General features: G+C 59.3%; 19 protein-coding genes. 15 read left to right on the top strand and 4 right to left on the bottom strand.

All coding sequences use genetic code 11. The annotated features are described in order from the left end of the window. Nucleotides 1-9: 9 nt before the first annotated feature. Nucleotides 10-501 carry an A24 family peptidase gene (locus tag HB676_RS15530; RefSeq protein ID WP_213738707.1) on the bottom strand — a complete coding sequence of 164 codons (492 nt, stop codon included), beginning with the start codon at nucleotides 499-501 and terminating at the stop codon, nucleotides 10-12. 317 nt (nucleotides 502-818) lie between these two features. Between HB676_RS15530 and HB676_RS15525 the strand changes: the two genes are divergently transcribed. From HB676_RS15525 to HB676_RS15510, 4 genes are all read left to right on the top strand, one after another. After that, the gene (locus HB676_RS15525) at nucleotides 819-1598 is read left to right on the top strand and encodes an EfeM/EfeO family lipoprotein (RefSeq protein WP_213738706.1); all 780 of its coding nucleotides are present in this window, start codon (nucleotides 819-821) and stop codon (nucleotides 1596-1598) included. Beyond that, nucleotides 1595-2971 (top strand): cytochrome c peroxidase, encoded by a 1377-nt coding sequence (locus HB676_RS15520; RefSeq protein ID WP_213738705.1) that lies wholly within the window; start codon nucleotides 1595-1597, stop codon nucleotides 2969-2971. The genes HB676_RS15525 and HB676_RS15520 overlap by 4 nt, the downstream gene beginning before the upstream one ends. Before the next feature lie 596 nt (nucleotides 2972-3567). Then, complete coding sequence (locus HB676_RS15515; protein WP_213738704.1) at nucleotides 3568-5718, top strand: alkaline phosphatase family protein; 2151 nt, start codon at nucleotides 3568-3570, stop codon at nucleotides 5716-5718. Between the two features lie 111 nt (nucleotides 5719-5829). Continuing rightward, nucleotides 5830-6552 carry a hypothetical protein gene (locus tag HB676_RS15510; RefSeq protein ID WP_213738703.1) on the top strand — a complete coding sequence of 241 codons (723 nt, stop codon included), beginning with the start codon at nucleotides 5830-5832 and terminating at the stop codon, nucleotides 6550-6552. A gap of 27 nt (nucleotides 6553-6579) precedes the next feature. On the opposite strand, the gene HB676_RS15505 is transcribed toward HB676_RS15510, so the two are convergent. Beyond that, on the bottom strand, nucleotides 6580-7173 hold the full coding sequence (locus tag HB676_RS15505) for a TetR/AcrR family transcriptional regulator (RefSeq protein WP_213738702.1): 594 nt from the start codon (nucleotides 7171-7173) through the stop codon (nucleotides 6580-6582). Between the two features lie 97 nt (nucleotides 7174-7270). Between HB676_RS15505 and HB676_RS15500 the strand changes: the two genes are divergently transcribed. From HB676_RS15500 to HB676_RS15480, 5 genes are read left to right on the top strand one after another with little or no spacing between them, the layout of a single operon-like run. Further along, a complete protein-coding gene (locus tag HB676_RS15500; protein ID WP_213738701.1) occupies nucleotides 7271-8350 on the top strand; it encodes a hypothetical protein in 1080 nt (359 codons plus the stop codon). A gap of 14 nt (nucleotides 8351-8364) precedes the next feature. Further along, complete coding sequence (locus HB676_RS15495) at nucleotides 8365-9204, top strand: alpha/beta hydrolase (protein ID WP_213738700.1); 840 nt, start codon at nucleotides 8365-8367, stop codon at nucleotides 9202-9204. Beyond that, on the top strand, nucleotides 9165-10658 hold the full coding sequence (locus tag HB676_RS15490) for a sugar ABC transporter ATP-binding protein (protein WP_213738699.1): 1494 nt from the start codon (nucleotides 9165-9167) through the stop codon (nucleotides 10656-10658). The genes HB676_RS15495 and HB676_RS15490 overlap by 40 nt, the downstream gene beginning before the upstream one ends. Further along, complete coding sequence (locus tag HB676_RS15485; protein WP_213738698.1) at nucleotides 10658-11608, top strand: ABC transporter permease; 951 nt, start codon at nucleotides 10658-10660, stop codon at nucleotides 11606-11608. Before HB676_RS15490 ends, HB676_RS15485 begins: the two co-directional genes overlap by 1 nt. Before the next feature lie 28 nt (nucleotides 11609-11636). Beyond that, nucleotides 11637-12572, top strand: a complete 936-nt coding sequence (locus tag HB676_RS15480) for a substrate-binding domain-containing protein (RefSeq protein ID WP_213738697.1) — start codon at nucleotides 11637-11639, stop codon at nucleotides 12570-12572. 68 nt (nucleotides 12573-12640) lie between these two features. Here the strand turns inward: HB676_RS15480 and HB676_RS15475 are convergent, their stop codons facing one another. Then, nucleotides 12641-13435, bottom strand: coding sequence for a TetR/AcrR family transcriptional regulator (locus HB676_RS15475; RefSeq protein WP_346347343.1), 795 nt, complete (start codon nucleotides 13433-13435; stop codon nucleotides 12641-12643). A gap of 3 nt (nucleotides 13436-13438) precedes the next feature. Next, complete coding sequence (locus tag HB676_RS15470; protein ID WP_213738696.1) at nucleotides 13439-14164, bottom strand: TetR/AcrR family transcriptional regulator; 726 nt, start codon at nucleotides 14162-14164, stop codon at nucleotides 13439-13441. Between the two features lie 286 nt (nucleotides 14165-14450). On the opposite strand from HB676_RS15470, the gene HB676_RS15465 reads away from it, so the two are divergent. The 6 genes from HB676_RS15465 (at nucleotide 14451) to HB676_RS15440 (ending at nucleotide 20284) form a co-directional block, all read left to right on the top strand. Next, nucleotides 14451-15674, top strand: a complete 1224-nt coding sequence (locus tag HB676_RS15465) for an FAD binding domain-containing protein (RefSeq protein WP_213738695.1) — start codon at nucleotides 14451-14453, stop codon at nucleotides 15672-15674. A gap of 104 nt (nucleotides 15675-15778) precedes the next feature. Beyond that, nucleotides 15779-16975 (top strand): ABC transporter substrate-binding protein, encoded by a 1197-nt coding sequence (locus tag HB676_RS15460; RefSeq protein ID WP_213738694.1) that lies wholly within the window; start codon nucleotides 15779-15781, stop codon nucleotides 16973-16975. Between the two features lie 10 nt (nucleotides 16976-16985). Then, nucleotides 16986-17837 carry a branched-chain amino acid ABC transporter permease gene (locus HB676_RS15455; RefSeq protein WP_213738693.1) on the top strand — a complete coding sequence of 284 codons (852 nt, stop codon included), beginning with the start codon at nucleotides 16986-16988 and terminating at the stop codon, nucleotides 17835-17837. Then, nucleotides 17834-18820: a branched-chain amino acid ABC transporter permease gene (locus HB676_RS15450; protein ID WP_213738692.1), complete on the top strand. Its 987-nt coding sequence runs from the start codon at nucleotides 17834-17836 to the stop codon at nucleotides 18818-18820. The genes HB676_RS15455 and HB676_RS15450 overlap by 4 nt, the downstream gene beginning before the upstream one ends. Next, entirely contained in the window at nucleotides 18817-19554 is a 738-nt protein-coding gene (locus HB676_RS15445) for an ABC transporter ATP-binding protein (RefSeq protein WP_213738691.1), read from the top strand. Before HB676_RS15450 ends, HB676_RS15445 begins: the two co-directional genes overlap by 4 nt. Next, on the top strand, nucleotides 19544-20284 hold the full coding sequence (locus HB676_RS15440; protein ID WP_249780264.1) for an ABC transporter ATP-binding protein: 741 nt from the start codon (nucleotides 19544-19546) through the stop codon (nucleotides 20282-20284). The genes HB676_RS15445 and HB676_RS15440 overlap by 11 nt, the downstream gene beginning before the upstream one ends. The last annotated feature ends 12 nt before the right edge of the window (nucleotides 20285-20296 follow it).

Here is a 20296-nt window from a genome sequence, read left to right as displayed (position 1 = left end):
CGCGGCTTTTTAGATCGCGCTGAGGAATTGCTGCAAGACAAAGGTCAGCAGCAGGCCGATCGCCAGAAACGGTCCGAACGGCAGAGATGTCTGGCGTGTCATGCCTCGCCCGGCCAGTTGCAGGCTGCCGGCCGCGGCGAGCGCCGTCAGCGTGGCGATCAGCAACAGGGTGGGAATTCCGGCAATGCCGATCCATGGTGTTGCAGCGGCAAGGAATTTCACATCTCCGAGACCAAGCCCCTGGATTTTCCGCCATGCGAAATACAATCGCCGCAGCAGCCAGAAAATCAGACCGATGACTGCGCCCTCACACGCAGCTTCGACGCCCGCCGCTGCACCGCCGGCAACGGCGACTTTCATCAGCCCGAGACCGGCAATCGATAAATTCAACCCGTCCGGAATGATGCCGCGACGGGCATCGATCAGTGCGATCGCTCCGCAAAGTAGAAAAAGCGCGGCGAAGAATCCAAAAAGTTGCAGGGCCTCGGTATCGACGAGCATGCGAACCTTGCCAGGATGGGCGGATGATTCAATGCGAGATAAACGGAGCGCTCATCACATATCAGTCTTGTGGTAGGAATACGCAGATTTTTCGAAATTATTTTCCTGATTATTTTCTTGGTGCGTGACTCCAAAGTTCCGCGCAATTTCAACTCCAAACGGATTATTCCACGCGACAAATTTTTTTATTCGGAAAAAAATCGCCGTGTGAAACGATCCCGTCACAAAACCGCATACAGAGTTGACAATATTGCACGCGATGGCTGCCACTGATTTTGTGGTGACCGCGGGCTTGCCCGCGCGGGAGTCTTAAGCCGATGATCGACGTGAGAGTGGTGGTGTTTCTTGCGCTGCTGGGATTTGGCGTAGGTACGGTGACCGCCGCGCCACTCGACGACGGGGCTGAGAAATATCGTCCCTATATGATTGAAGGCATCGGCCAGGCGCTGGCAGGCGCGCGCGATTTGCGCGAGCGCGCCGTGGCCGGTGATTTGACGGGGGCAAAGAAGGCGTGGATTTCGGCGCGCGCCGGATGGGAACGCTCGGAAGTGTTCACCGCGGGCTTCGTTCCCGAACTCGATGCCCAGATCGATGCGTGGCCCAATGCCGACAGCGGCTTTCATGCCATCGAGGCCAGGCTGTTTGGCGCCGGCCGCACCGACGTGCAGAACGATGCTGGCGCGCTGGTCGAGCACCTTGACAGTCTTCACGGCAAACTTCGCGACATGCCGTTGACGCCGCAGGGTTTGTTGGACGGAACCGTGCGGCTGGCTTACGAGGTCGGCGAGAGCAAGGCCGATGGCGGTGAATCGCGAATCAGCGGAACGTCGCTCGACGATATGCGTAACAACGTCAACGGCATCGAATTCGCCTATCACACGATTTTCGCCGCGGCGCTTCGGACGGCCGACGTCAAGCTCGCCGGTGTGGTGGATGCAAGGGTCGGGCAACTCAAGGCGATCGTCGCCGCGCCGGATCTGCAACACGTCGATATTCCAGCACTGCGACGCAGCAGTGAGGAACTGGTGGTCGCGCTGCAGGATGCGTCAAACAAACTGGGGTTGCATCGCCCGACATTGGAGCCCGCTTCGCGATGAATGTCCGCCGTTTAGGAATTTCGGCGGTCGCGCTCGGCCTGTTGCTCGGGTGCGGTTGCGGGCGGGCGATGGCCTTTCCGGTCGACGGCGATCAAACCACATTGCCTGCAAAAACCGAGCTCAACGAGGACGCACTCAGCAAGCCGCGCGAGGTGTTTCGGTCTGAAATTGCCGGCGGCAAGTCGTATATGGTCAATCTTGGCAATCTGGCCTTCAGTTCACCGGGGATTCTCGGTGGGGTAGCACGGCAGGCCGGCGTCAGTTGCGGTACCTGCCACGTCAACGGCGCGGGCAACGCCAAGTTCTTCATGCCGAAGATGTCGACGCGGCCCGGCAATTTCGACACCACCGGACCATTGTTCAATCCGAACGCCAACAACTTTGTGCTCGATCCGGTCACGATCCCGAGCCTGCGCGGCGCGCGCTACCTCGCGCCCTATGGCCATGACGGCCGCATGGCGTCGCTGCATGATTTCGTCCACAACGTCATCGTCAACGAATTCGCAGGACCCGAGCCGTCGCCCGATATCGTGGATGCCATCGTTGCTTACATCCAGGACATCGACTTCCTGCCCAATCCCAGTCTTGGTCCGGGCGGCCGATTGGTCGGTACCATCAATGAATCGGAGCGTCGTGGCGAGGCATTGTTCAGGAAGCCATTTCCGCATGATCCGAATCTGAGCTGTGCCGGCTGTCACGTTCCTTCGGGCGCATTCGTCGATCATCAGCAGCATGACGTCGGGTCGGGCGGACTTTTCAAGACGCCGACGCTGCGCAATGCCGATTTCAATGCGCCGTATTTTCACGATGGCCGTTTCGACACTTACGGCCAGGTGGTGGCGCATTTCGACCGGGTGTTCGATCTCGGCCTGTCCGCTCAGGATCGGCAGGATATCGTCGCCTATCTCACCGCGGTGGGAGACGGCATGCTGCCTTATGAGCACGACGGCGCCGGCGCAACGCTGAAGGAAATCAACGATTTCACCACGGTTCTCGGCGTTGCAATTCCGGCGGGTGACAAGGCAGTCGTTTCGCTTGCGGTCGATACGATCGGCAGCGAGTTGCGCGAACTGACCGAACAATATCCCGATCGGAAGAACACCAGCGTGTCAGGTGGCGAGCAGCAGCGGGTCCTTGCGCGTGCGGCGCTCAAGGAACTCGTCCTCACCCTTCGGCGGATCGACATGGCGGTTGCTGACGGTCGGGCTTCGGATGCGGCTACCGAGTTCAAAAACTATCGGTCGCTGATGACAGCCGCCGTTCCGGCGGTGCTGGCCAGCGCGGAGCCATGGTCATTGTTCAATCCCGCGGTGCATGATTCGCACTACGCGGCACTTCGGCAAGTAATGCAGTCGAAGCACGTTTCTCACTGAAGCCGGAATCCTGTCGGATCCCGGAATTCTATCGGATCGATGTGGGCTGAATAAACTTCCTGCTTGAACAAATTACCGCCGTGATCGTGGTGCTATCGATTTGCTTGAGATTTGATTTTCATGGGACCGCGTGATTCATCACGCGGCGCGGCTGCCGATGAGTCGAAGCTCGCGTGAGTCGAAGTACGTGTGAATCAAAGCACGTGCTGCACTGAAGCCGTAACTTTATCGAATCGATTTGAATCGAATCAGTGTGAGCGGAATGACTATTCTGCTCGCGTAAATAATTGCTGCAGTGATCTCGCGGCCGCCGAATCCATGAGATTCGATCTTCATCGAGTCGCGTGGTGGCTTTGCCAAAGATATTTTTTGAATATTATTTGCATCGCGCATCTTCACGGAGATGCAGAGGACGCGCGACTAATTTTTCGTTTCATCAAAAGTTCCTGCGTGATGAAAAAATTCATTCAAAAATTCATTCAGAGAAAATATTTTGAATCGTTCTGATTTTTCCGCGCGAGTTCACATCATCGATATGCCTGCGTCATGTTGACCCACTAACTACCGAAGCGTTGAAACAACCTTTGGGGTCGACAATGAAAACGACATTCAGCTTCAGACGAAAATGGAAGGCCACGACAGCGCTGTGCATCGTTTCGACGATGGCCATCGCTACCGCGGGTTTCGCTGCCAGCAACGCGGGAAGAAGCATCTGGGATTTGCGTTCGCATCCCAACCGCTTCCTCAACGCCGATAACAGGAATGACCGGGACAATAATGACCCGTTCAACAGGGGCAGAGATGGTAGAGACGGCCGGGGTGATAACAACGGCCACGGAAACGGAAACGGCAATGGTAACGGCAACGGCAATGGCAATGGGTCGAACCCGACTGAAACCGTGAAAACCGCTTCGCCGATCAAGCACGTCATCGTCCTGATCGGTGAAAACCGCGGCCTCGACCACACCTTCGGTGTGTACAAGCCGAAGGGCGCCGGCCAGACGATCTCGAACCTGCTGTCCAAGGGCATTGTCAACGAGGACGGCACGCCGGGCCCGAACTTCGCGCAGGCGCAGCAGTACTCGGTCGCCGCGCAGACTTCGTACTACATCGGCGCGCCGGCAATCGCCAAGACGCCCTATAGCCCGACCAACGCGATGCCGCAGCCGAACACCAATGGTGCCCCGTCTGCGCAGAGCGACACCGGTGCTCCGTTCAAGTCGATCGCTGAAGCAAGCGTCGAAAAGGACATCGATCCCGGCAGCCTCGACATCCTGACCACCGGTTTCACCGGCCTGCCGACCGGCAGCCTCGATACCCGCGTTCCCGGAGCCGGCACTCTGACGGGTCCGTTCCCGTTGCAGGGTCCCCAGCTCACCGACGACGACTACACCGGCGACACCACGCACCGCTTCTACCAGGATTGGCAGCAAGAGGATTGCAGCGTTGCCCACGCGACCAAGACCAACAGCTCGGGCTGTCTGGCCGACCTGTTCCCCTTCGTGATGGCGACCTATGCCAAGAGCAACTTCAGCATGGCCAATTCGATGGGCTTCTACAATGCGGAGCAGGAAGAAGCTCCGATCCTGAAGCAACTGGCTGACCGCTTCACCCTGGGCGATAACTTCCATCAATCGTTCCATGGCGGCACCGGCGCCAACCACTTCATGCTCGGCACCGGCGACGCCGGATTCTGGAGCGACGGCAAAGGCAATCCGACCACGCCGCCGGCGAACCAGATTGCTAACCCGAATCCGGTTGCGGGCAGCGTCAACCAGTACACGGCTGACAACTCTTTCAGCGCCTGCGCTGATATCAACCAGCCTGGCGTCAAGCCGATCGTGAGCTATCTCGAGAATCTGCCTTACGCGGCAGAGCCGAACTGCCAGCCCAACCACTACTACATGCTGGACAACACCAACCCCGGCTACCTGCCGAACGGTTCACTGTCGGGTGCGGGCAACCTTCCGCCGTCACCGGTCAAGACCATCGGCGACGAGCTGATCGCGAAGAACATTTCGTGGGCTTATTACGGCGGTTCGTATAATGCGGCCGTTGCACTCTCGAACGCCGCGGTTGCGGCGAACCCGACCAGCCCGAACCTGACGGCCGCGGCGATTGCCGATCCGGCGAACGCCGTTGGTATCGCCTACTGCCAGATCTGCAATCCGTTCCAATATGCGACCTCGATCATGGCCAACCCGGCCGTTCGTACCGCGCATGTCAAGGACACTGCTGATCTGATCACGGCGATCCAGAACAACACCTTGCCTTCGGTGTCGTTCGGCAAGCCGGACGGTCTGCTCGACGGTCATCCTTCCAGCTCGAAGGTCGACTTGTTCGAAGGTTACGTCCTCAACGTCCTCCAGGCGCTCGATGCCAATCCGCAGTTGAAAGCGGAAACCGCGGTGTTCGTGACCTGGGACGAAGCTGGCGGTTACTGGGACTCGGGCTTCATCCAGTCGATCGACTTCTTCGGCGACGGACCGCGCATGCCGATCCTGATCCTCTCGCCCTACTCGACAGGCGGCAAGGTCTACCACAACTACGGAGACCACGTGTCGTTGCTGAAGTTTATCGAGCGTAACTGGAGCCTGCAGCCGCTTACGAACCGCAGCCGCGATAACCTCCCGAACCCGACCTACTCGAAGAACAATCAGTATGTGCCGACCAACAGCCCGGCGCTTGCGGACATGTTCGACGCGTTCGACTTCAGCCACGCGGTTACTCAGCCCTACACCGAGTAATTGCGATCTGACTCACTAAGGCTACGCCGATCGGGCCTGATGGCTCGGTCGGCGTCGCTCTTTGTCGACCAGCCACCCAAATCGCGAAATTACATCCAACGGATTCCGACGATGACTGAAGACCGAATGATTGTTTTGCCGTCCAACCGGTCATGGTTGAGCTTGCTTGCCGTTGCAGGCTTTTTGCTCTGCGGCCACGCCCCGGCGCGGGCGCAGCAATTTTCCGCTGATCTCGTGACATTGAAGGATGATGGCGCACCGGCGCCGGCGGGCAGGCTGAGGGTGTCCGGCGACAAGGTGCGAATTGAGACGCCGGAACTTGCCGACGGCTTTTTTGTGATCGAGGGGACAAAGCACGCTGCCTTTTTTGTGCGGCCCGCGGCGCGGCTGTTCATGGAAGCCCGTCAGTCGAATCGTCTGACCCGGATCTTCGTGCCGGTCGATCCGGATAATCCGTGCCGGCAGTGGGAGGCGATGGCGAAAGTGGCTGGCATTGTGAATCAGGATGCAAAAGATCAGGGCAATTGGCGTTGCGAGCGCATCGGGGAAGAGACGGTCGAAGGGAACAATACGATCGCTTACCGCGCGATCCTGTCTCCCAATCAGGAAATGCTCGGCTGGATCGATTCCGCGCGCAAATTTCCGCTGCGAATCAAGACCGAAGACGGCACGGTTGTTGCTGCACAGAACCTTCGCGACGAGCCGCAATCGGCACAACTATTCGAGATTCCGTCAGGTTTCCGGAAATTCGACCCCGAAGCCTTGATCAGGCAGATCAAGCAAAGCGACGTCTGGGTCGGCAATGAGAAAGATTCGCCGCGCCCGCATCCGTAACGCTACCTGCGATCGCGGCATCCGAAATTAGGCAGCCTTGCGCGGCGTTGGACCGATCAGCAATTCGGCCACCATTCTGACCATCGCCACATCGCACGGACGATCCGGCGCGAAGTGTGCGTTGAGCGAGAACCCGTCAAACGCCATGAACAGTAGATGGGTAATCCGCTCCAGGTTCAGCGCCTGACGGCGCCTCGGCGGCAGGCAATCCGCTACGACGGCGGCGATCTGGGCTTTTGACCATTCCAGCAGGGTGGTGTCGTAATGCTCGTCGGCGCCCTTGGTGGAGACGGCCTGCATCAAATTATTGGTGAAGGAATTGTCCGCAAAAGGCACGTCGCGCCACAGCCCCATCAGGAGGAATTCCAGCCGCTTTTGCGGTTGCTTGATGCGCTGACTTTCTTGTTGCAGCGTCTCCAGCTTGGCCCGGAGCCAGGGATCGTAAATGGCAAAAAATACTTCGAGCTTCGATCGGTAGTACACGTACAGGGTCGCCGGCGCGACGCCGGCTTCGCGTGCGATGGCATTCATCGTGGCACGGGCATAGCCCTGCGCCTTGAACAGCTTGCGGCCGGATTCGAGAATTGAATCGCGCACCGCTTCCTTCTTGACCTGAACCACCCCGACCTCACTTCAATACCGAATGAAGTTTACTATTGACCGACTTCGCCACTTATATATCGTTGAGGCCAGCGAGCAACAAAGTGGAGAGCGGCAAATGCACGATGCAGCATTAAGAAGCCAGGAGCTCAACCCCGCCAAGCTGACGATGCTTTTTCGAAAGCAGTTCCAGCGCTGTAACGTCAAGAACGGCGAGACGATCGCCATCGTCAGCGACCTCGGCACCCGCAGGGAATATGTCCAGTCCGCCTTCGCGGCGGCGGACGAATTGGGCGCCGATATCTACGAGATGTGCGTCAATTCGATGCCGTCCTGGACCAAGGTCGGCGTGCCCACGATCGGAAAATGCAAGGGCACGCTTGAGGCTGCCATGAAGGCCGATCTCATCGTCATCTTTCACGTGCCGCTGTTCAGCAAATGGCTGAAGGACGTTCGCGATGTCGGCACCCGCGTGCTGATGATCATCGACGCGCCGGACGATCTTGAACAGTTGATGTCGCCGGAAGGCCTGAAGGAAGCTGTCCTGCACGCTCATCTCAAGCTCGAGAAGACGCGCGAAGTCCGCGTCGTCAGCGATGCCGGAACGGATTTTACTTATAAATGCGGGGAATTCCCGGTGATGAGCCAATATGGCTTCGCCGAATCCCCGGGGCGGTTCGACCATTGGGGCGCGGGACACGTGCATACCTTCCCGAATGAGGGGACGGCGAACGGCCGTGTGGTATTTCAGCCCGGCGACATCGTGATTCTGCCCTATTGCCGCTACGTCACCGACAGGGTCGAGATGGAAGTCCGTGATGGTTTCATCACCAAAATCTCGGGCGGCCTTGACGCCAAGCTGATGGATGAATGGCTTGCCGCGGGAATGACCGGTCCGGACGATCGCGATCCCTATGCCATTTCTCATCTAGGCTGGGGTCTTAATCCGCAATCCCTCTGGTACGGTATTGCGCTCAATGGCGACGAACCTGAACGAAGCCGTGCTGCGGCGCGCACCTTCCCGGGCAACTTTCTGTTCTCCACCGGTCCCAACACGCAAGGCGGCGGCAAGCGAAACACGCGCGGGCATTACGACGTGCCGATGCGCGATTGCACCGTCATTCTCGACAATGAGGTGGTGATCGAACGGGGTAGGCTGGTCGATCCAAAGATGGTGGTGGCCCGCGAGTCCCGTTGACCGGCAGTCATCAAATGCTCATCCAGCATTACCCACCCCAGGAACCTCTGTCGCCGGCCGGGCAGGCGTATCATGACGAGTTGATGCGGCGCCTTCCGGCGCTTGAGGCTGTCGAGCGTCAATACGGCGACGATCCGTATCAGAGCCTGCTGATCTTTCCGGCAACGAAACCGACCGGCGACGTGTTGGTGTTTTATCATGGTGGCGGCTGGACCAGCGGCTACAAGGAATGGATGTCGTTCATGGCGCCGCCGCTGGGCGCCGCCGGAATAACATTTGTGTCGGCGGGGTATCGCCTCGCGCCCCAGCATCTGTTTCCCACCGGCTTTTCGGATTGCTGCAAGGCGCTTGCGGACGTCAGGACCGATATCGAGAGTTACGGTGGCAATCCCGATCGCATTTTCGTCGGCGGCCATTCTGCGGGCGGACATTATACGGCGCTGATGGCCGTTCGCCGGGACTGGCAGGCTGAACTCGGATTGCCCGTCGACGTCATCAAAGGATGTCTGCCGATCTCCGGCGTCTACACGTTTGGTGAAGGTTCGGGCCTCAGCATCCGGCCCCGCTTTCTCGGTCCAATGGAAGATCCCGCGGCCGCTGAAATAACTGAGGAGGCCAGTCCGCTGAAGATGATCCAGGGAACGCCTCCGCCTTTTCTGCTGGCGGTGGGCACAAAGGATTTTCCTCATCTGATCCCGCAAGCCGACATGATGGCGCGGGCGCTCAAGGCGGCGGGCGGAAATGTTGTCGAATTGATCATGGAAGGCCGCGACCACTTCTCCGCAAGCTATGCTGGCGGAGAAGCCGAGGGTCCATGGATTCCCGCCGCGACGCGCTGGATGGCGGCGCGATGACCCACATCCGGATCGCCAATGTGTCCAAATTTTTTGGAGCCACTTGCGCGCTTTCGGATGTGTCGCTGGAAGTAAAGAGCGGCAGCATTCTGGCTTTGCTGGGAGAGAATGGCGCGGGCAAATCGACCCTGATCAAAATATTATCCGGCATCTATCCGCCCGATGCCGGCCGGATCGAACTGGATGGGCAACCCGCGCACTTCAAATCGTTGCCCGAAGCGATTGCAGCGGGTGTCGTGCTGGTGCCGCAGGAGCTTCGGGTTGCCGGCGCGCTGAGCGTCGCGGAAAACATGTTGTTGGGTTATCTGCCGTCGCGCCGGGTTGCGGGTCTTCTGCCATGCGTCGATGCCAGGGCGATGAAGGAATCCGCCAGGGCCATCCTTGGGGATCTCGACGTCAATATCGATGTCGACGCGCGGGCCCGCGATCTGACTTTCGCCGAGCGTCAGCTTGTCGTGATCGGCCGCGCGCTTGGTCACAAGACCCGCATTCTCATCCTGGATGAGCCGACCGCTTCATTGGAGAGGCGCGAAACCGAGCGGCTGTTTACGGTTTTGCGCCGCCTGCGAAACCAGGGTGTCACGATCATCTATATTTCGCATCGGCTGGAAGAGGTCGACATCTTGGCCGATGAGTGTGCCGTGCTGCGCGATGGCCGACTTGCAGCGATGTCGTCAGCGCCCTTTGAGCGGAATGACTTGATCCACGCGATGACCGGACGAGAACTCGATTTGCAGGCTGGCGGTGCGCGATCTGCGGGGGATGTGAGGGTGAGCGTCTCTCTTCCCGGCGGCGCGTTGACGTGCCGGCAGGGCGAGGTGATCGGACTAGGCGGACTGCTCGGAAGCGGTGCCACGGAATTGCTGCGGCGTCTGTTCGGTGTTCGCAGCGGCCGCCCAGGCGAGCGCAATTCGGAATATCCACGGGATGTACCCGCTGCGATCGAAAACGGTGTCGGCTTCGTTCCGGGCGAGCGCGCCCTGTCGCTGGTGATGGCGCTGTCGGTCCGTGACAATATCGTCCTGCCGCACATCTCGGCTTTTTGCACGGCATCCGGCAGGGACGAGCAGAAAATCACAGCCGCTGTTGTGCGCTTGATGACGTTGCTCGATATCAGGCCGCATAATCCCGATATGCCCGTCCGTGGTTTGTCCGGAGGCAATCAGCAGAAGGTCGTGTTCGCAAAGTGGCTCGCGGGGCGTCTTGATCTGTTGCTGCTGGACGAGCCCACCAACGGCGTCGATATCGCGGCGAAAGCCCATATCCATCGCTACATCGCCGACTTCGCCAGCAGTGGCGGGGCCGTGATCCTGTCTTCGTCTGACATGCCCGAGCTTCTTGGGCTGAGCGATTGCGTTGTGGCGCTCCGTCAGGGACGTGTGGTCGGCCGCGTCAGTCGGGACAATACCTACGGCGAGGCATCTCTGCGCGCGCTGCTGGAGACCGCGGTCTGATGTCATTCCTGGGCCGCTGGCGAACCAATGTCGTGAACCAGATTCCGGCGCTTGTTCTGGTGGCGATGTGCGTTGCCTCCACGCTGATGTCGGATCGTTTCCTGTCCTCGACAAACATCACCAACGTCCTGCTGCAGGCCGCCGTGCTGGCCGTGATCAGTGTCGGCATGACCTTCGTCGTCATTGGTGGGGGATTTGATCTTTCGGTGGGGTCGATCGTGGGCCTGTCCGGATGTGTTGCGGCGGAAGTGATGCTGCGCGCGGGGATTTTTGCCGGCGTTGTCAGCGGAATTGCAACCGGCGCGGCGGTCGGATTGGCGAATGGTCTTGTTATCGCGCGCGCCAATGTCAGCCCGTTCATCGCAACGTTAGGCAGCATGGTGTTCGTCCGCGGATTGGCCCTGCTGATGACCAAGGGCGCGCCGGTTGTCGGTGACGACGGGTTGCCGGCAGGTTTTATCTGGTTCGGCACCGCGAGGTTGTTCGGTATTCCCTGGCCGGTGCTGGCGGCCATTTTCATCTTCGCCATCTTTGCCTGGGTCTTGCACAAGACGGCGTTCGGGACGCGGGTGTTTGCGACCGGCGGCAGCCGCGAGGCGGCGTTTCTTTCCGGCGTTCCGGTGCGCCGCGTGACATTGCTGGTCTATGTGATTTGCGGCATCACCGCGGGTATTGCCGGCGTGATGCTGGCGGCCCGGCTGCAGTCGGGCCAGCCGACCGCCGGAGAGTTTTATGAACTCACCGCGATCGCCGCGGTGGTGCTTGGTGGCGCGGCGCTACATGGCGGCGAAGGCTATCTCTACAAAACGATGATCGGCGTTCTCATCATGACGGTTCTGACCAACAGTCTGAACCTGATGGGCGTCGACAGCTACTGGCAACGAATTGCGATCGGTGTGGTGATCGTCGCTGCCGCCGCCGCCGATCAGCTCAGGGCGAAGGTGAATTAGCTAAACATTTGGAAAACAGGAGAGGTCCATGAAGCGTCGTTTGGTTTTGATTTCGGCCGCTGCCGCGTTCGCGGCGCTCAGTGCTCCCGCGCTTGCGCAACCGAAGCCCGTGACGATCGGCGTTTCGCTCGCCTCGGACGTCAATCCTTTTTACATCGCGATGAAATCAGGTATCGAGGCGCGCGCCAAGGAACTGGGCGCCAATGTCGTATTCGTCACGGCCAACGAAGTCGTCGCACAGCAGGTCGACGGCATTCAGGATCTGGTCGCACGAAAGGTCGACGGCATTCTGGTATCGCCGATCGACGCCGTTGCGGTCGGCGCGGCCTATGACGCGGCGGGAAAGGCCGGCATCCCTGTCATCTCAATCGCGCGCCACGCGAATTCGGCCAATGAATCGGCGTATGTGAGCATGGATGAAAAGAAGATCGGCGGCGAGATCGCCGCGTGGATTGCGCAGAGCATCGGAGGCAAGGGCGAGATTGCCATGGTCGCCGGTCCGTCCGGCGCAGCCACGTTCCGGAATCTGGCCGAGGGGTTCGATACCGTCATCAAGACAAGCCCCGACATCAAGGTCGTCTATCGAAAGGACGTCGCACTCACGCGCGAGATGGGGTTGAAGCAGGCCGAAGATATTCTGGTGGCTCATCCCGACGTAAAGGCGATCTATTGCGCGAATGATGAAATCGCGCTCGGGGCGTCGCAAGCGATTGCGGCTGCCGGCAAAGGCAGTCAGGTGGTCGTGACGGGCCTTAACGGCATTCCGCCGGCGATGCGCGCGGTCAAGGCTGGTACGGTTGGGCTCACGGTCAACCTCAATCCGGTGGCATGGGGCAGGCTCGGGGTCGATACGATGGTCGAATATCTGAAAGGCAACAAGCCAACAGGCGACGTCGCGGTCAAACACGTGCTCGTCGACGCCAAAAATGTCGACCAGTTCCTGCCGCCGCCTGCGGTCAAATGAGGGGCATTGCCTGGAGTTCAACCGCTCCCCGGGATGGCGTAGAGCCAGACGCGAAGGCGGCTTCCTCTCTAGAGGTTCGGCAGTTGTTCGAATATGGCGTCTTTGGTCGAGGTCGCGCCCATTGCCGCGGGGGCACCGTTGAGGAAGCCCCTGACCTTATCGGCGATGATATCGTCCATGTCTTCGGGAAACGTGATTCCAAAAACGAAACGTCTCAATCCGATATGAAAGATTGACGCGATAAAGGCCCAGACAAGCTCGACTTCGATCACGGTGATCGGCTGGACGTCGAGTGACGGGCGCTTCGAATGGTGGCGGATTTCCGCGATGATGCGCCACCAAATGCGCTGATGCATAAAGCGCAAGTATCTTTTGCTCAGTTCGTTGCGTCCGTCGAGACCGCTATACAGGAAGAGACGGATCCACTCGTAGCTCATGATTGTCTTGGTATAGCTCACATAGAAGCGGATCAGGCGGTCCTCGAGAGGTGTTTCGCGATCGCTGATCCAGACCTCCCATTCCGGATTCCATTTTGACAGGAAGACCGACCGATAAACCCGTTCGATCAGCGCGTCCTTGGTCGGGAAATGCCGATACAACAAGGATTGCGTGATCCCGGCACGCGCGGCCAATTCGCGGGTCTGTCCGGAGAAGCCGACTTCGGCGAAGAATGCGGTTGCCGCATCGACGATCGCTTTTTCGCGATCTTCCCGGCTCAGGCGCTTCCCCTGCCGGGCTTTGAGCGCGCCTCGCTTGGTTCGGTTGTTCCCTGGGCCTGCTTTCGTGATGGCGCGACGATGCTCGCCGGACGGCGAGGCGGGGGTGTCCGCCGATGGCAGTGCTGCGGTCGGAGATTTTTTCACGGCTTACATATCCGGAAGCAGGTCGAATATGGCTTCCTGATTGGGAGAATCCGCCATCGCGGCAGGAACTCCCTCCAGGAACGCGTGGATCTTGGCTTCTATAATTGAGTCGATGTCGTCGGGCACCGTCAATCCGAGAACATAATGCCGGACGCCAATGAAGAAGATACTCGCGATTAACGCCCATACCATCTCGACTTCGGAGACCTTGATGGCTTCGAAGTCCAGCGAGGGGCGGCCTGAATGGTGCCGGACTTCAGCGACGATACGATACCATATCGTCTGGTGCATGTTTTTCAGATAGCGCTTTGCGAAGTCGCCGCGTCCATCGAGCCCGAAGTAGAGAAACAATCTGATCCACTCCGGCTTCATGATGCCTTTGGTGTAATCCTTGTAGAAGCGGACAAGACGATCGCGCAGCGGAACGGCACGATCTCCGATCCATACTTCCCATTCCGGATTCCAGTTCGACAGGAAGACGTCGTGATAGACTTTCTCGATGATGGCGTCCTTGTTGGGAAAGTGGCGATACAGCAACCCCTGGGTAACGCCGGCCCTCGCGGCGAGTTCTCTGGTCTGCCCCTTGAAGCCGTGCTCCGCGAAGAACTCGATAGCCGCGTGTGAAATGGTGTCGGCGCGCTCCTGGCGAAGCAGCCGTCCGGACCCGGCAGACCGCTTTCGCCTGGTCACGGTCGAGCCGGTGCGGGCAGGTACCTTCTTGGTGGACATCGCGATCACCCTTTGCGCTTGGGATGGCCGTACAGAGCGCAATGCAGAAGGGCAAGACCCCTGCTTGGCCACTAAAAGTAATCATTTGATCATTTATGCTGCCAATCACGGTCGGCGCGCGGCACCATCGCTTGGCGCTCATATGCCGAAAATTTGGTTTCTCTCTGCTTTATCCAGGTCAATGCGCGTAATTTAGCAGCAATTCGCTCCAGTTGCACTCCTCTCATTGACAGCTTCGTCTCTTTCCGTAAGTATTCAATTGATTACTTATGTGGGGATTTCGGTCATGGGTACAATAACTGGCAAGCCAAAGCGTGCCGTAGTGATCGGTGGCTCCGTAGGAGGGCTTTTTGCGGCGGTTCTCTTGAGGCAGGCCGGATGGCTGGTCGACGTCCACGATCGCTCGGCGACGAGCTTGACCGGACGAGGAGCAGGGATAACGACCCATCCGGAACTGCTGGAAGTCTTCGCCGCCATCGGCATCGGGCTCGATGATCTCGGCATCAGGGCGGATCGCCGGATCACTTTGGGCAGCGACGGCTCGGTGATCAGCGAAATGACGGTGCCTCAGATCCACACGTCCTGGGACCGCATCTACCGGCTCCTTCTCGATCGCATTCCCGGCGAAAACTATCACCTCGATTGCGGTTTCGTGCGGGCCGATCAATCTGACGATGGCGTGCGGGTCCAGTTGTCCAACGGCGAGACTGTGCTTGCCGACCTGCTCGTCGGCGCCGACGGGTTCAGGTCTGCCGTTCGCGAGCAATTCGCCCCGGAAATCCAGCCCGTCTATTCGGGCTACGTCGTATGGCGCGGGACGCCTGTCGAATCGCGACTAGCCCCGCAGACGATCGAATCGGTCTTTCCATACTTCGCCTTCTATTTTCCGAAGGAACAGCAGGTGATGGGCTATCCCATCGCGGGGCTCCATAACGATCTGCGGCCCGGGTTTCGTCGCTACAACTGGATCTGGTATCGCGTTGTCGACGACGCGAAGCTGAAGGAGATGTGCACCGACGAAACCGGACGGCACCACGAATTCTCCATCGCGCCGCCGCTGATCCGCAAGGAAATTGTCGCCGAGATGCGGGATGATGCGCGCAATATCCTGCCGCCCCAGTTTCTGGATTGCCTGGACAATATCGACTCTCCGTTCTTCACGCCCATCTACGATTTCATTCCTTCCCGTATGGCTTTCGGCCGTGTTGCGCTGATCGGCGATGCCGCTTCGGTGTCGCGTCCGCATTCCGGGTTTGGTGTGAGCAAGGCTGCATGCGACGCGTTCGCGATGGTGAAAGCGCTTGAGCGAACCGGCGATGTCGTGTCGGCCTTGAAAAGCTTCGAGCCGGAGAGAATCGCGATCAACGGTCAGGTCGTCCGTCACGGCCGCTTCCTCGGGACCGCGCTTACCATCAACAGCAGCAACCGTGAAGAATCGAAGGCGCCCGAACTGCCGGTGCACGAACACATGATGCGTCATCTGGCGATGCCGAATTTCCTGCACGCTTGAGACGACAGGACACTTGCTTCCCCGACTCCAACAGTGACTTCGGAAAGGTTGAGCCCATGCCGCATATGCTTTCGCGTCGAGCTTTCACGTTGGGAGCCGGTATCATGGCGGCAGGTGTCCGGTCGCCGGCTATCGCGCAAGGCGCGCCGGTGAGGGTCGGCCAGCTCACGATCAAGTCTGGCCCCCTGGCTCAGGGCGGGCTGCTGATAGAGCAAGGTCTTGCGACTTTCCTGAAGGATTCAGGATCGACGATCGGTGGCCGGAAGGTCGAGATCGTTGTGGCCGATACCGGCGGCTCGCCGGCCGGCGCGCGCTCCAAGGTGCAGGAACTTGTCGAGCGCGAAAAGGTGGATTTGATAATCGGCCCGATCACCGCAACCGAGATGCTGGCGATCTCGGACTATATCCGCCGCGCACAGATTCCCATCATTAATCTTGGCGGCGCGGAGGACCTGACGCAGAGGCACGCGAACCCCTGGATGATCCGCAACGTTTGCTCCTCAGGACAGGCCAGCCATGCGATGGGCGATTTCGCCAGGAAAGAACTCGGACATAACCGCGTCGCGACCATTTCCGACGACTTCGCATTCGGTCACGAACAGGTCGCGGGTTTTCAACGTGTCTTCGAGGACGAGGGCGGAAAGGTTGTTCGCAAACTCTGGCCGCCCTTGATCACGCCGGATTACACGCCCTACATCGCCCAGATACAAAATGTCGATGCGACCTTCATGGGTTTCACGGGCTCCAATCCAGTGAAATTCATGCGCGCCTATGCCGAATTGGGAGTCAAGAAAACCATACCGCTGGTCGGTGGGTGGACGACAGGCGACGACGCGCTGCTCAAGAGTCTCGGCGATGAGGCGGTAGGCCTGCACAGCGCCTCGATCTATGCCGCGACATTGCAGACGGACAGCAACAAGCGTTTCGTCGCAGCAATGCTGAAGGACTACGACAACGTGCCCGGAGAATACGCGGCGTGGGCCTATGTGACCGGACTTTGCCTGGACGCGGCGCTGCGGACAACGGGTGGCGATGTCTCCGACAAAAAGAAGCTGATGGAGGCGCTGCGAGGTATTGCCCTTCGCGACACACCGTGCGGCACTTTTCATTTCGATAAATACGGCAACATCGTCGGTGATATCTTCATCAAGCGCATCGACCGCAAGGATGGGAAACTCAGCAACACGATCGTGAAGACCTATCCGGAGGTGTCGCAGTTCTGGACCTATCCGGAAGAAGCGTTCCTGGCTCAGCCGGTATATTCGAGAGATTTTCCGCCGGCCAAGAACCTCGAAAACTGAAGGCCGGGATATGTGGTTCATCCTGACCATCAACAGCGTCACCCTGGGAGGATTGCTGTTCCTGCTGTCAGCCGGCTTCTCGCTGATCTTCGGCCTGATGCGTATTCCGAACCTGACCCATGGCTCGTTCTTCATGCTCGGCGGCTATCTCGGCGTCACCCTCATCAGGTTCGGTCTCAATTTCTGGATCGCGGCGATATTGACCGCGCTGATCATGGCGGCGATCGGCGTCACGGTTGAGCGCCTTCTGTTGCGGCCGCTGGGCGGCAACGCTATGCAACAGGTCCTGCTGACGCTTGGCTTGTCCTTCATCATCGCGGACTTGTCGCTGATGATCTGGACCGGTGACCCGGTCCGGGTGCCCACGCCTCCGGGACTTGAAGGCACGGCATCCCTGTTCGCGTTGCAATTTCCGCTTTACCGGCTCGCGGTCGTCGGCATCGCCGTGATCATCGCGGTTGGTCTCTGGCTGATGATCGAGCGGACGCGTCTGGGAGCCATGATCCGGGCTGGCGTGGATGATGCGCCGATGGCGCGCGTGGTCGGCATCCGAGTGTCTGCCTTGTTCTCGGTCGTCTTCGCGCTTGGCGCGGCGCTCGCGGGGTTCGCGGGTCTGATGGCTGGCCCGTATCTGTCGATCTATCCGGGGCTGGATTCGGAAATGCTGCCGCTGGCGTTGATCGTGGTCATTCTCGGAGGCACCAACAGCCTTCTTGGCGCGCTGGTCGGCAGCTTCATCATCGGATTTCTGTTCAATTTCGGTCAGGTTCTGTTTCCGAACCTGGCCTATGTGATCCTGTTCCTGCCCATGCTGGTTATCTTGATGTTCAGGCCACAAGGCCTCTTCGGGCGCCTGACATGACGGCCGGCTATTCAAGAATATTGGCCGTCTTCGCATTCATTGCGATTTTGGTCACGCTGCCATTGTGGATTCGCGATACTTTTTACGTGAATATCGCGAGCCAGATCCTGATCTGGTCGATCGCCGCGATGGGCTTGAACCTGCTGGTCGGCTACGCCGGGCTGGTTTCCCTCGGCCACGCGTCGCTGTTCGCGATCGGCGGCTATGCTGTCGGCATCGCGATTACGTCGGGCTTCGATCAATTGACGGCGTTTGTCATCGGGCTGGCAATCATTCTGTTGATCTCTGCCATTTTCGGTGCGCTGGCGCTGCGCTCGACCGGGATCGGCTTTCTGATGATCACGTTGGCCATCGGGCAAATCCTGTGGGGCGTCGCCTATCGATGGGTCAGTCTGACCAATGGCGACAACGGCATCAGTATTCCGGCGCGGCCTCAGCCGTTCGGGCTGGATATTGAAGGCCCGACTCCGTTCTATTATCTGGCGCTCGCGGTCTTCATCCTGGCATTGGCGTTTACCTCGCGTCTGGTGTTGTCGCCACTCGGGGCGGCGATACGCGGAACGCGCGACGAACCGAGGCGGATGACGGCGCTCGGTTATAATGTCTGGCTGACACGCTATATCGCATTTGTCATGTCCGGCTTTCTGAGCGGAATCGCCGGTCTGCTTTTTCTCTATTACAACGGCTTTGTCAGCCCACAGGTGCTGACCGTACAAAGTTCGTCCGAAATCCTGCTGATGGTGCTGTCCGGCGGCTCGGCGACCATCTTCGGGCCCTTCGTCGGGGCCCTGGTCATTGTCTTCATGAAAAACGTGGCGAGCTCCTTTGTAGAGCGCTGGAGTCTCGTATTGGGGCTGATCTTCGTCCTGATCATCATCTTCATCCCGGAAGGAATTGTCCCGGGCCTCGCACGCCTCAAGACCGGTTTTGGCGGTGCGCGCCGAATTCGTGCGGTGCCTGCGCCGTCGGGTGAAGCTTCATGAATCCGCTGCGCGTCAAAGGTCTTTGCAAATCGTTTGGCGGGTTGCGCGTCACCCGCGACGTCGATCTCGACGTGGCCGCCGGTGAGAGACGCCTGATCATAGGCCCGAACGGCGCCGGCAAGACCACTCTGTTCAATCTCATCGCCGGAGAGATCAAGCCGGACGCCGGCGAGATTTCCCTGATGGGACGCGATATCACCAGAAGTCCGGGGCGGGCACGGGCGCATATGGGACTGGCGCGCACCTACCAGATCATAACCCTGTTTCCCCAGGACACCTTGATACGCAACGTCAGTATTGCATTGATGGGCTTGATGCCGTTGCGATGGAATCCCTTCGCCAATCTTTCGCAATGCCGCGATGTGAGCGATGCCGCGCACGAAGCGCTTGAACGCGTCGGCTTGGTACATCTTGCCGATCGCAAGATTTCCGAAACATCGTATGGCGAGTGCCGCCGCGTTGAAATCGCGATGGCGCTGGCCCAGCAGCCCAGCGTTCTCCTGCTGGACGAGCCGCTGGCCGGACTTTCCGTCGATGAAAGGCGGGGAGTCCAGGATCTCCTGTTGTCGATTCCCCGCGACGTGACCACGGTGATGATCGAACATGACATGGACGTCGCACTTCGCTTTGCCGAGCGAATAACCCTGATGCATTTTGGCGCTGTGGTGCTCGATGGAACGCGGGACGAGGTCGTCAACGCGCCTCAGACCAGGGAGGTCTACCTTGCCGGCTGACGCTCTCCGATTTTCCGGCGTGGATGTCTATTACGGCGAGAGTCATGCGCTCCACGGCGTATCGTTTTCCGTCGGCGAGGGGCGGGTGCTCGGCCTGCTCGGACGAAACGGCGCCGGAAAAACCACCTGCATGAATACGACCGTGGGATTGTTGCAGCCGCGCCGCGGCGATATCGCGTTGTTCGGGGAGAGCATTTCCAGGCTCGGGCCGGAAGCCATCTCCCGCAAGGGTATCGGACTGGTGCCGCAAGGCCGCCGGGTCTTCAAGCGCCTGACCGTGCGTGAAAACCTCGTTGTCGCAAGCCGCCGTTTGCCCGGGCGGCAGGCGCCCAAATGGACGCTCGATACCGTGCTCGATGAGTTTCCAAGACTTCGCGAGCGCACCTCACATTATGCCGGAAATCTGTCGGGCGGCGAGCAACAGATGCTGGCGATCGGACGCGCCCTGATTTCGAACCCGCGCGTTCTCTTGATGGATGAACCCTCGGAGGGGCTTGCGCCACAGATCGTCGCGGGCGTTTTCGCGACGATCGCGAAATTGAAATCGCAGGGCTTGTCGATCGTTCTCGTAGAGCAAAATCCCAAGCTCGTGATCGACATCGCGGACGATATCGTCGTGCTCAACAGCGGGTCCGTCGTCATCGCCGAGACGACGCGATCCATTCATGAGAAGAATATCGATGTCTCGCGTTACCTCGGTGTGGTGTCGGCGGAGGATGCCGTTTCATGATGATGGCTTGCC

This window comes from Bradyrhizobium sp. dw_411 (assembly GCF_018449695.1).
Lineage (GTDB): Bacteria > Pseudomonadota > Alphaproteobacteria > Rhizobiales > Xanthobacteraceae > Bradyrhizobium.
This window is presented reverse-complemented; position numbering and strand designations above follow the sequence as displayed.

Coding starts and splice junctions, on each gene's coding strand:
- HB676_RS15530 (WP_213738707.1), bottom strand. CDS start 501: ATGCTCGTCGATACCGAGGCCCTGCAACTTTTTGGATTCTTCGCCGCG.
- HB676_RS15525 (WP_213738706.1), top strand. CDS start 819: ATGATCGACGTGAGAGTGGTGGTGTTTCTTGCGCTGCTGGGATTTGGC.
- HB676_RS15520 (WP_213738705.1), top strand. CDS start 1,595: ATGAATGTCCGCCGTTTAGGAATTTCGGCGGTCGCGCTCGGCCTGTTG.
- HB676_RS15515 (WP_213738704.1), top strand. CDS start 3,568: ATGAAAACGACATTCAGCTTCAGACGAAAATGGAAGGCCACGACAGCG.
- HB676_RS15510 (WP_213738703.1), top strand. CDS start 5,830: ATGACTGAAGACCGAATGATTGTTTTGCCGTCCAACCGGTCATGGTTG.
- HB676_RS15500 (WP_213738701.1), top strand. CDS start 7,271: ATGCACGATGCAGCATTAAGAAGCCAGGAGCTCAACCCCGCCAAGCTG.
- HB676_RS15495 (WP_213738700.1), top strand. CDS start 8,365: ATGCTCATCCAGCATTACCCACCCCAGGAACCTCTGTCGCCGGCCGGG.
- HB676_RS15490 (WP_213738699.1), top strand. CDS start 9,165: ATGGATTCCCGCCGCGACGCGCTGGATGGCGGCGCGATGACCCACATC.
- HB676_RS15485 (WP_213738698.1), top strand. CDS start 10,658: ATGTCATTCCTGGGCCGCTGGCGAACCAATGTCGTGAACCAGATTCCG.
- HB676_RS15480 (WP_213738697.1), top strand. CDS start 11,637: ATGAAGCGTCGTTTGGTTTTGATTTCGGCCGCTGCCGCGTTCGCGGCG.
- HB676_RS15470 (WP_213738696.1), bottom strand. CDS start 14,164: ATGTCCACCAAGAAGGTACCTGCCCGCACCGGCTCGACCGTGACCAGG.
- HB676_RS15465 (WP_213738695.1), top strand. CDS start 14,451: ATGGGTACAATAACTGGCAAGCCAAAGCGTGCCGTAGTGATCGGTGGC.
- HB676_RS15460 (WP_213738694.1), top strand. CDS start 15,779: ATGGCGGCAGGTGTCCGGTCGCCGGCTATCGCGCAAGGCGCGCCGGTG.
- HB676_RS15455 (WP_213738693.1), top strand. CDS start 16,986: ATGTGGTTCATCCTGACCATCAACAGCGTCACCCTGGGAGGATTGCTG.
- HB676_RS15450 (WP_213738692.1), top strand. CDS start 17,834: ATGACGGCCGGCTATTCAAGAATATTGGCCGTCTTCGCATTCATTGCG.
- HB676_RS15445 (WP_213738691.1), top strand. CDS start 18,817: ATGAATCCGCTGCGCGTCAAAGGTCTTTGCAAATCGTTTGGCGGGTTG.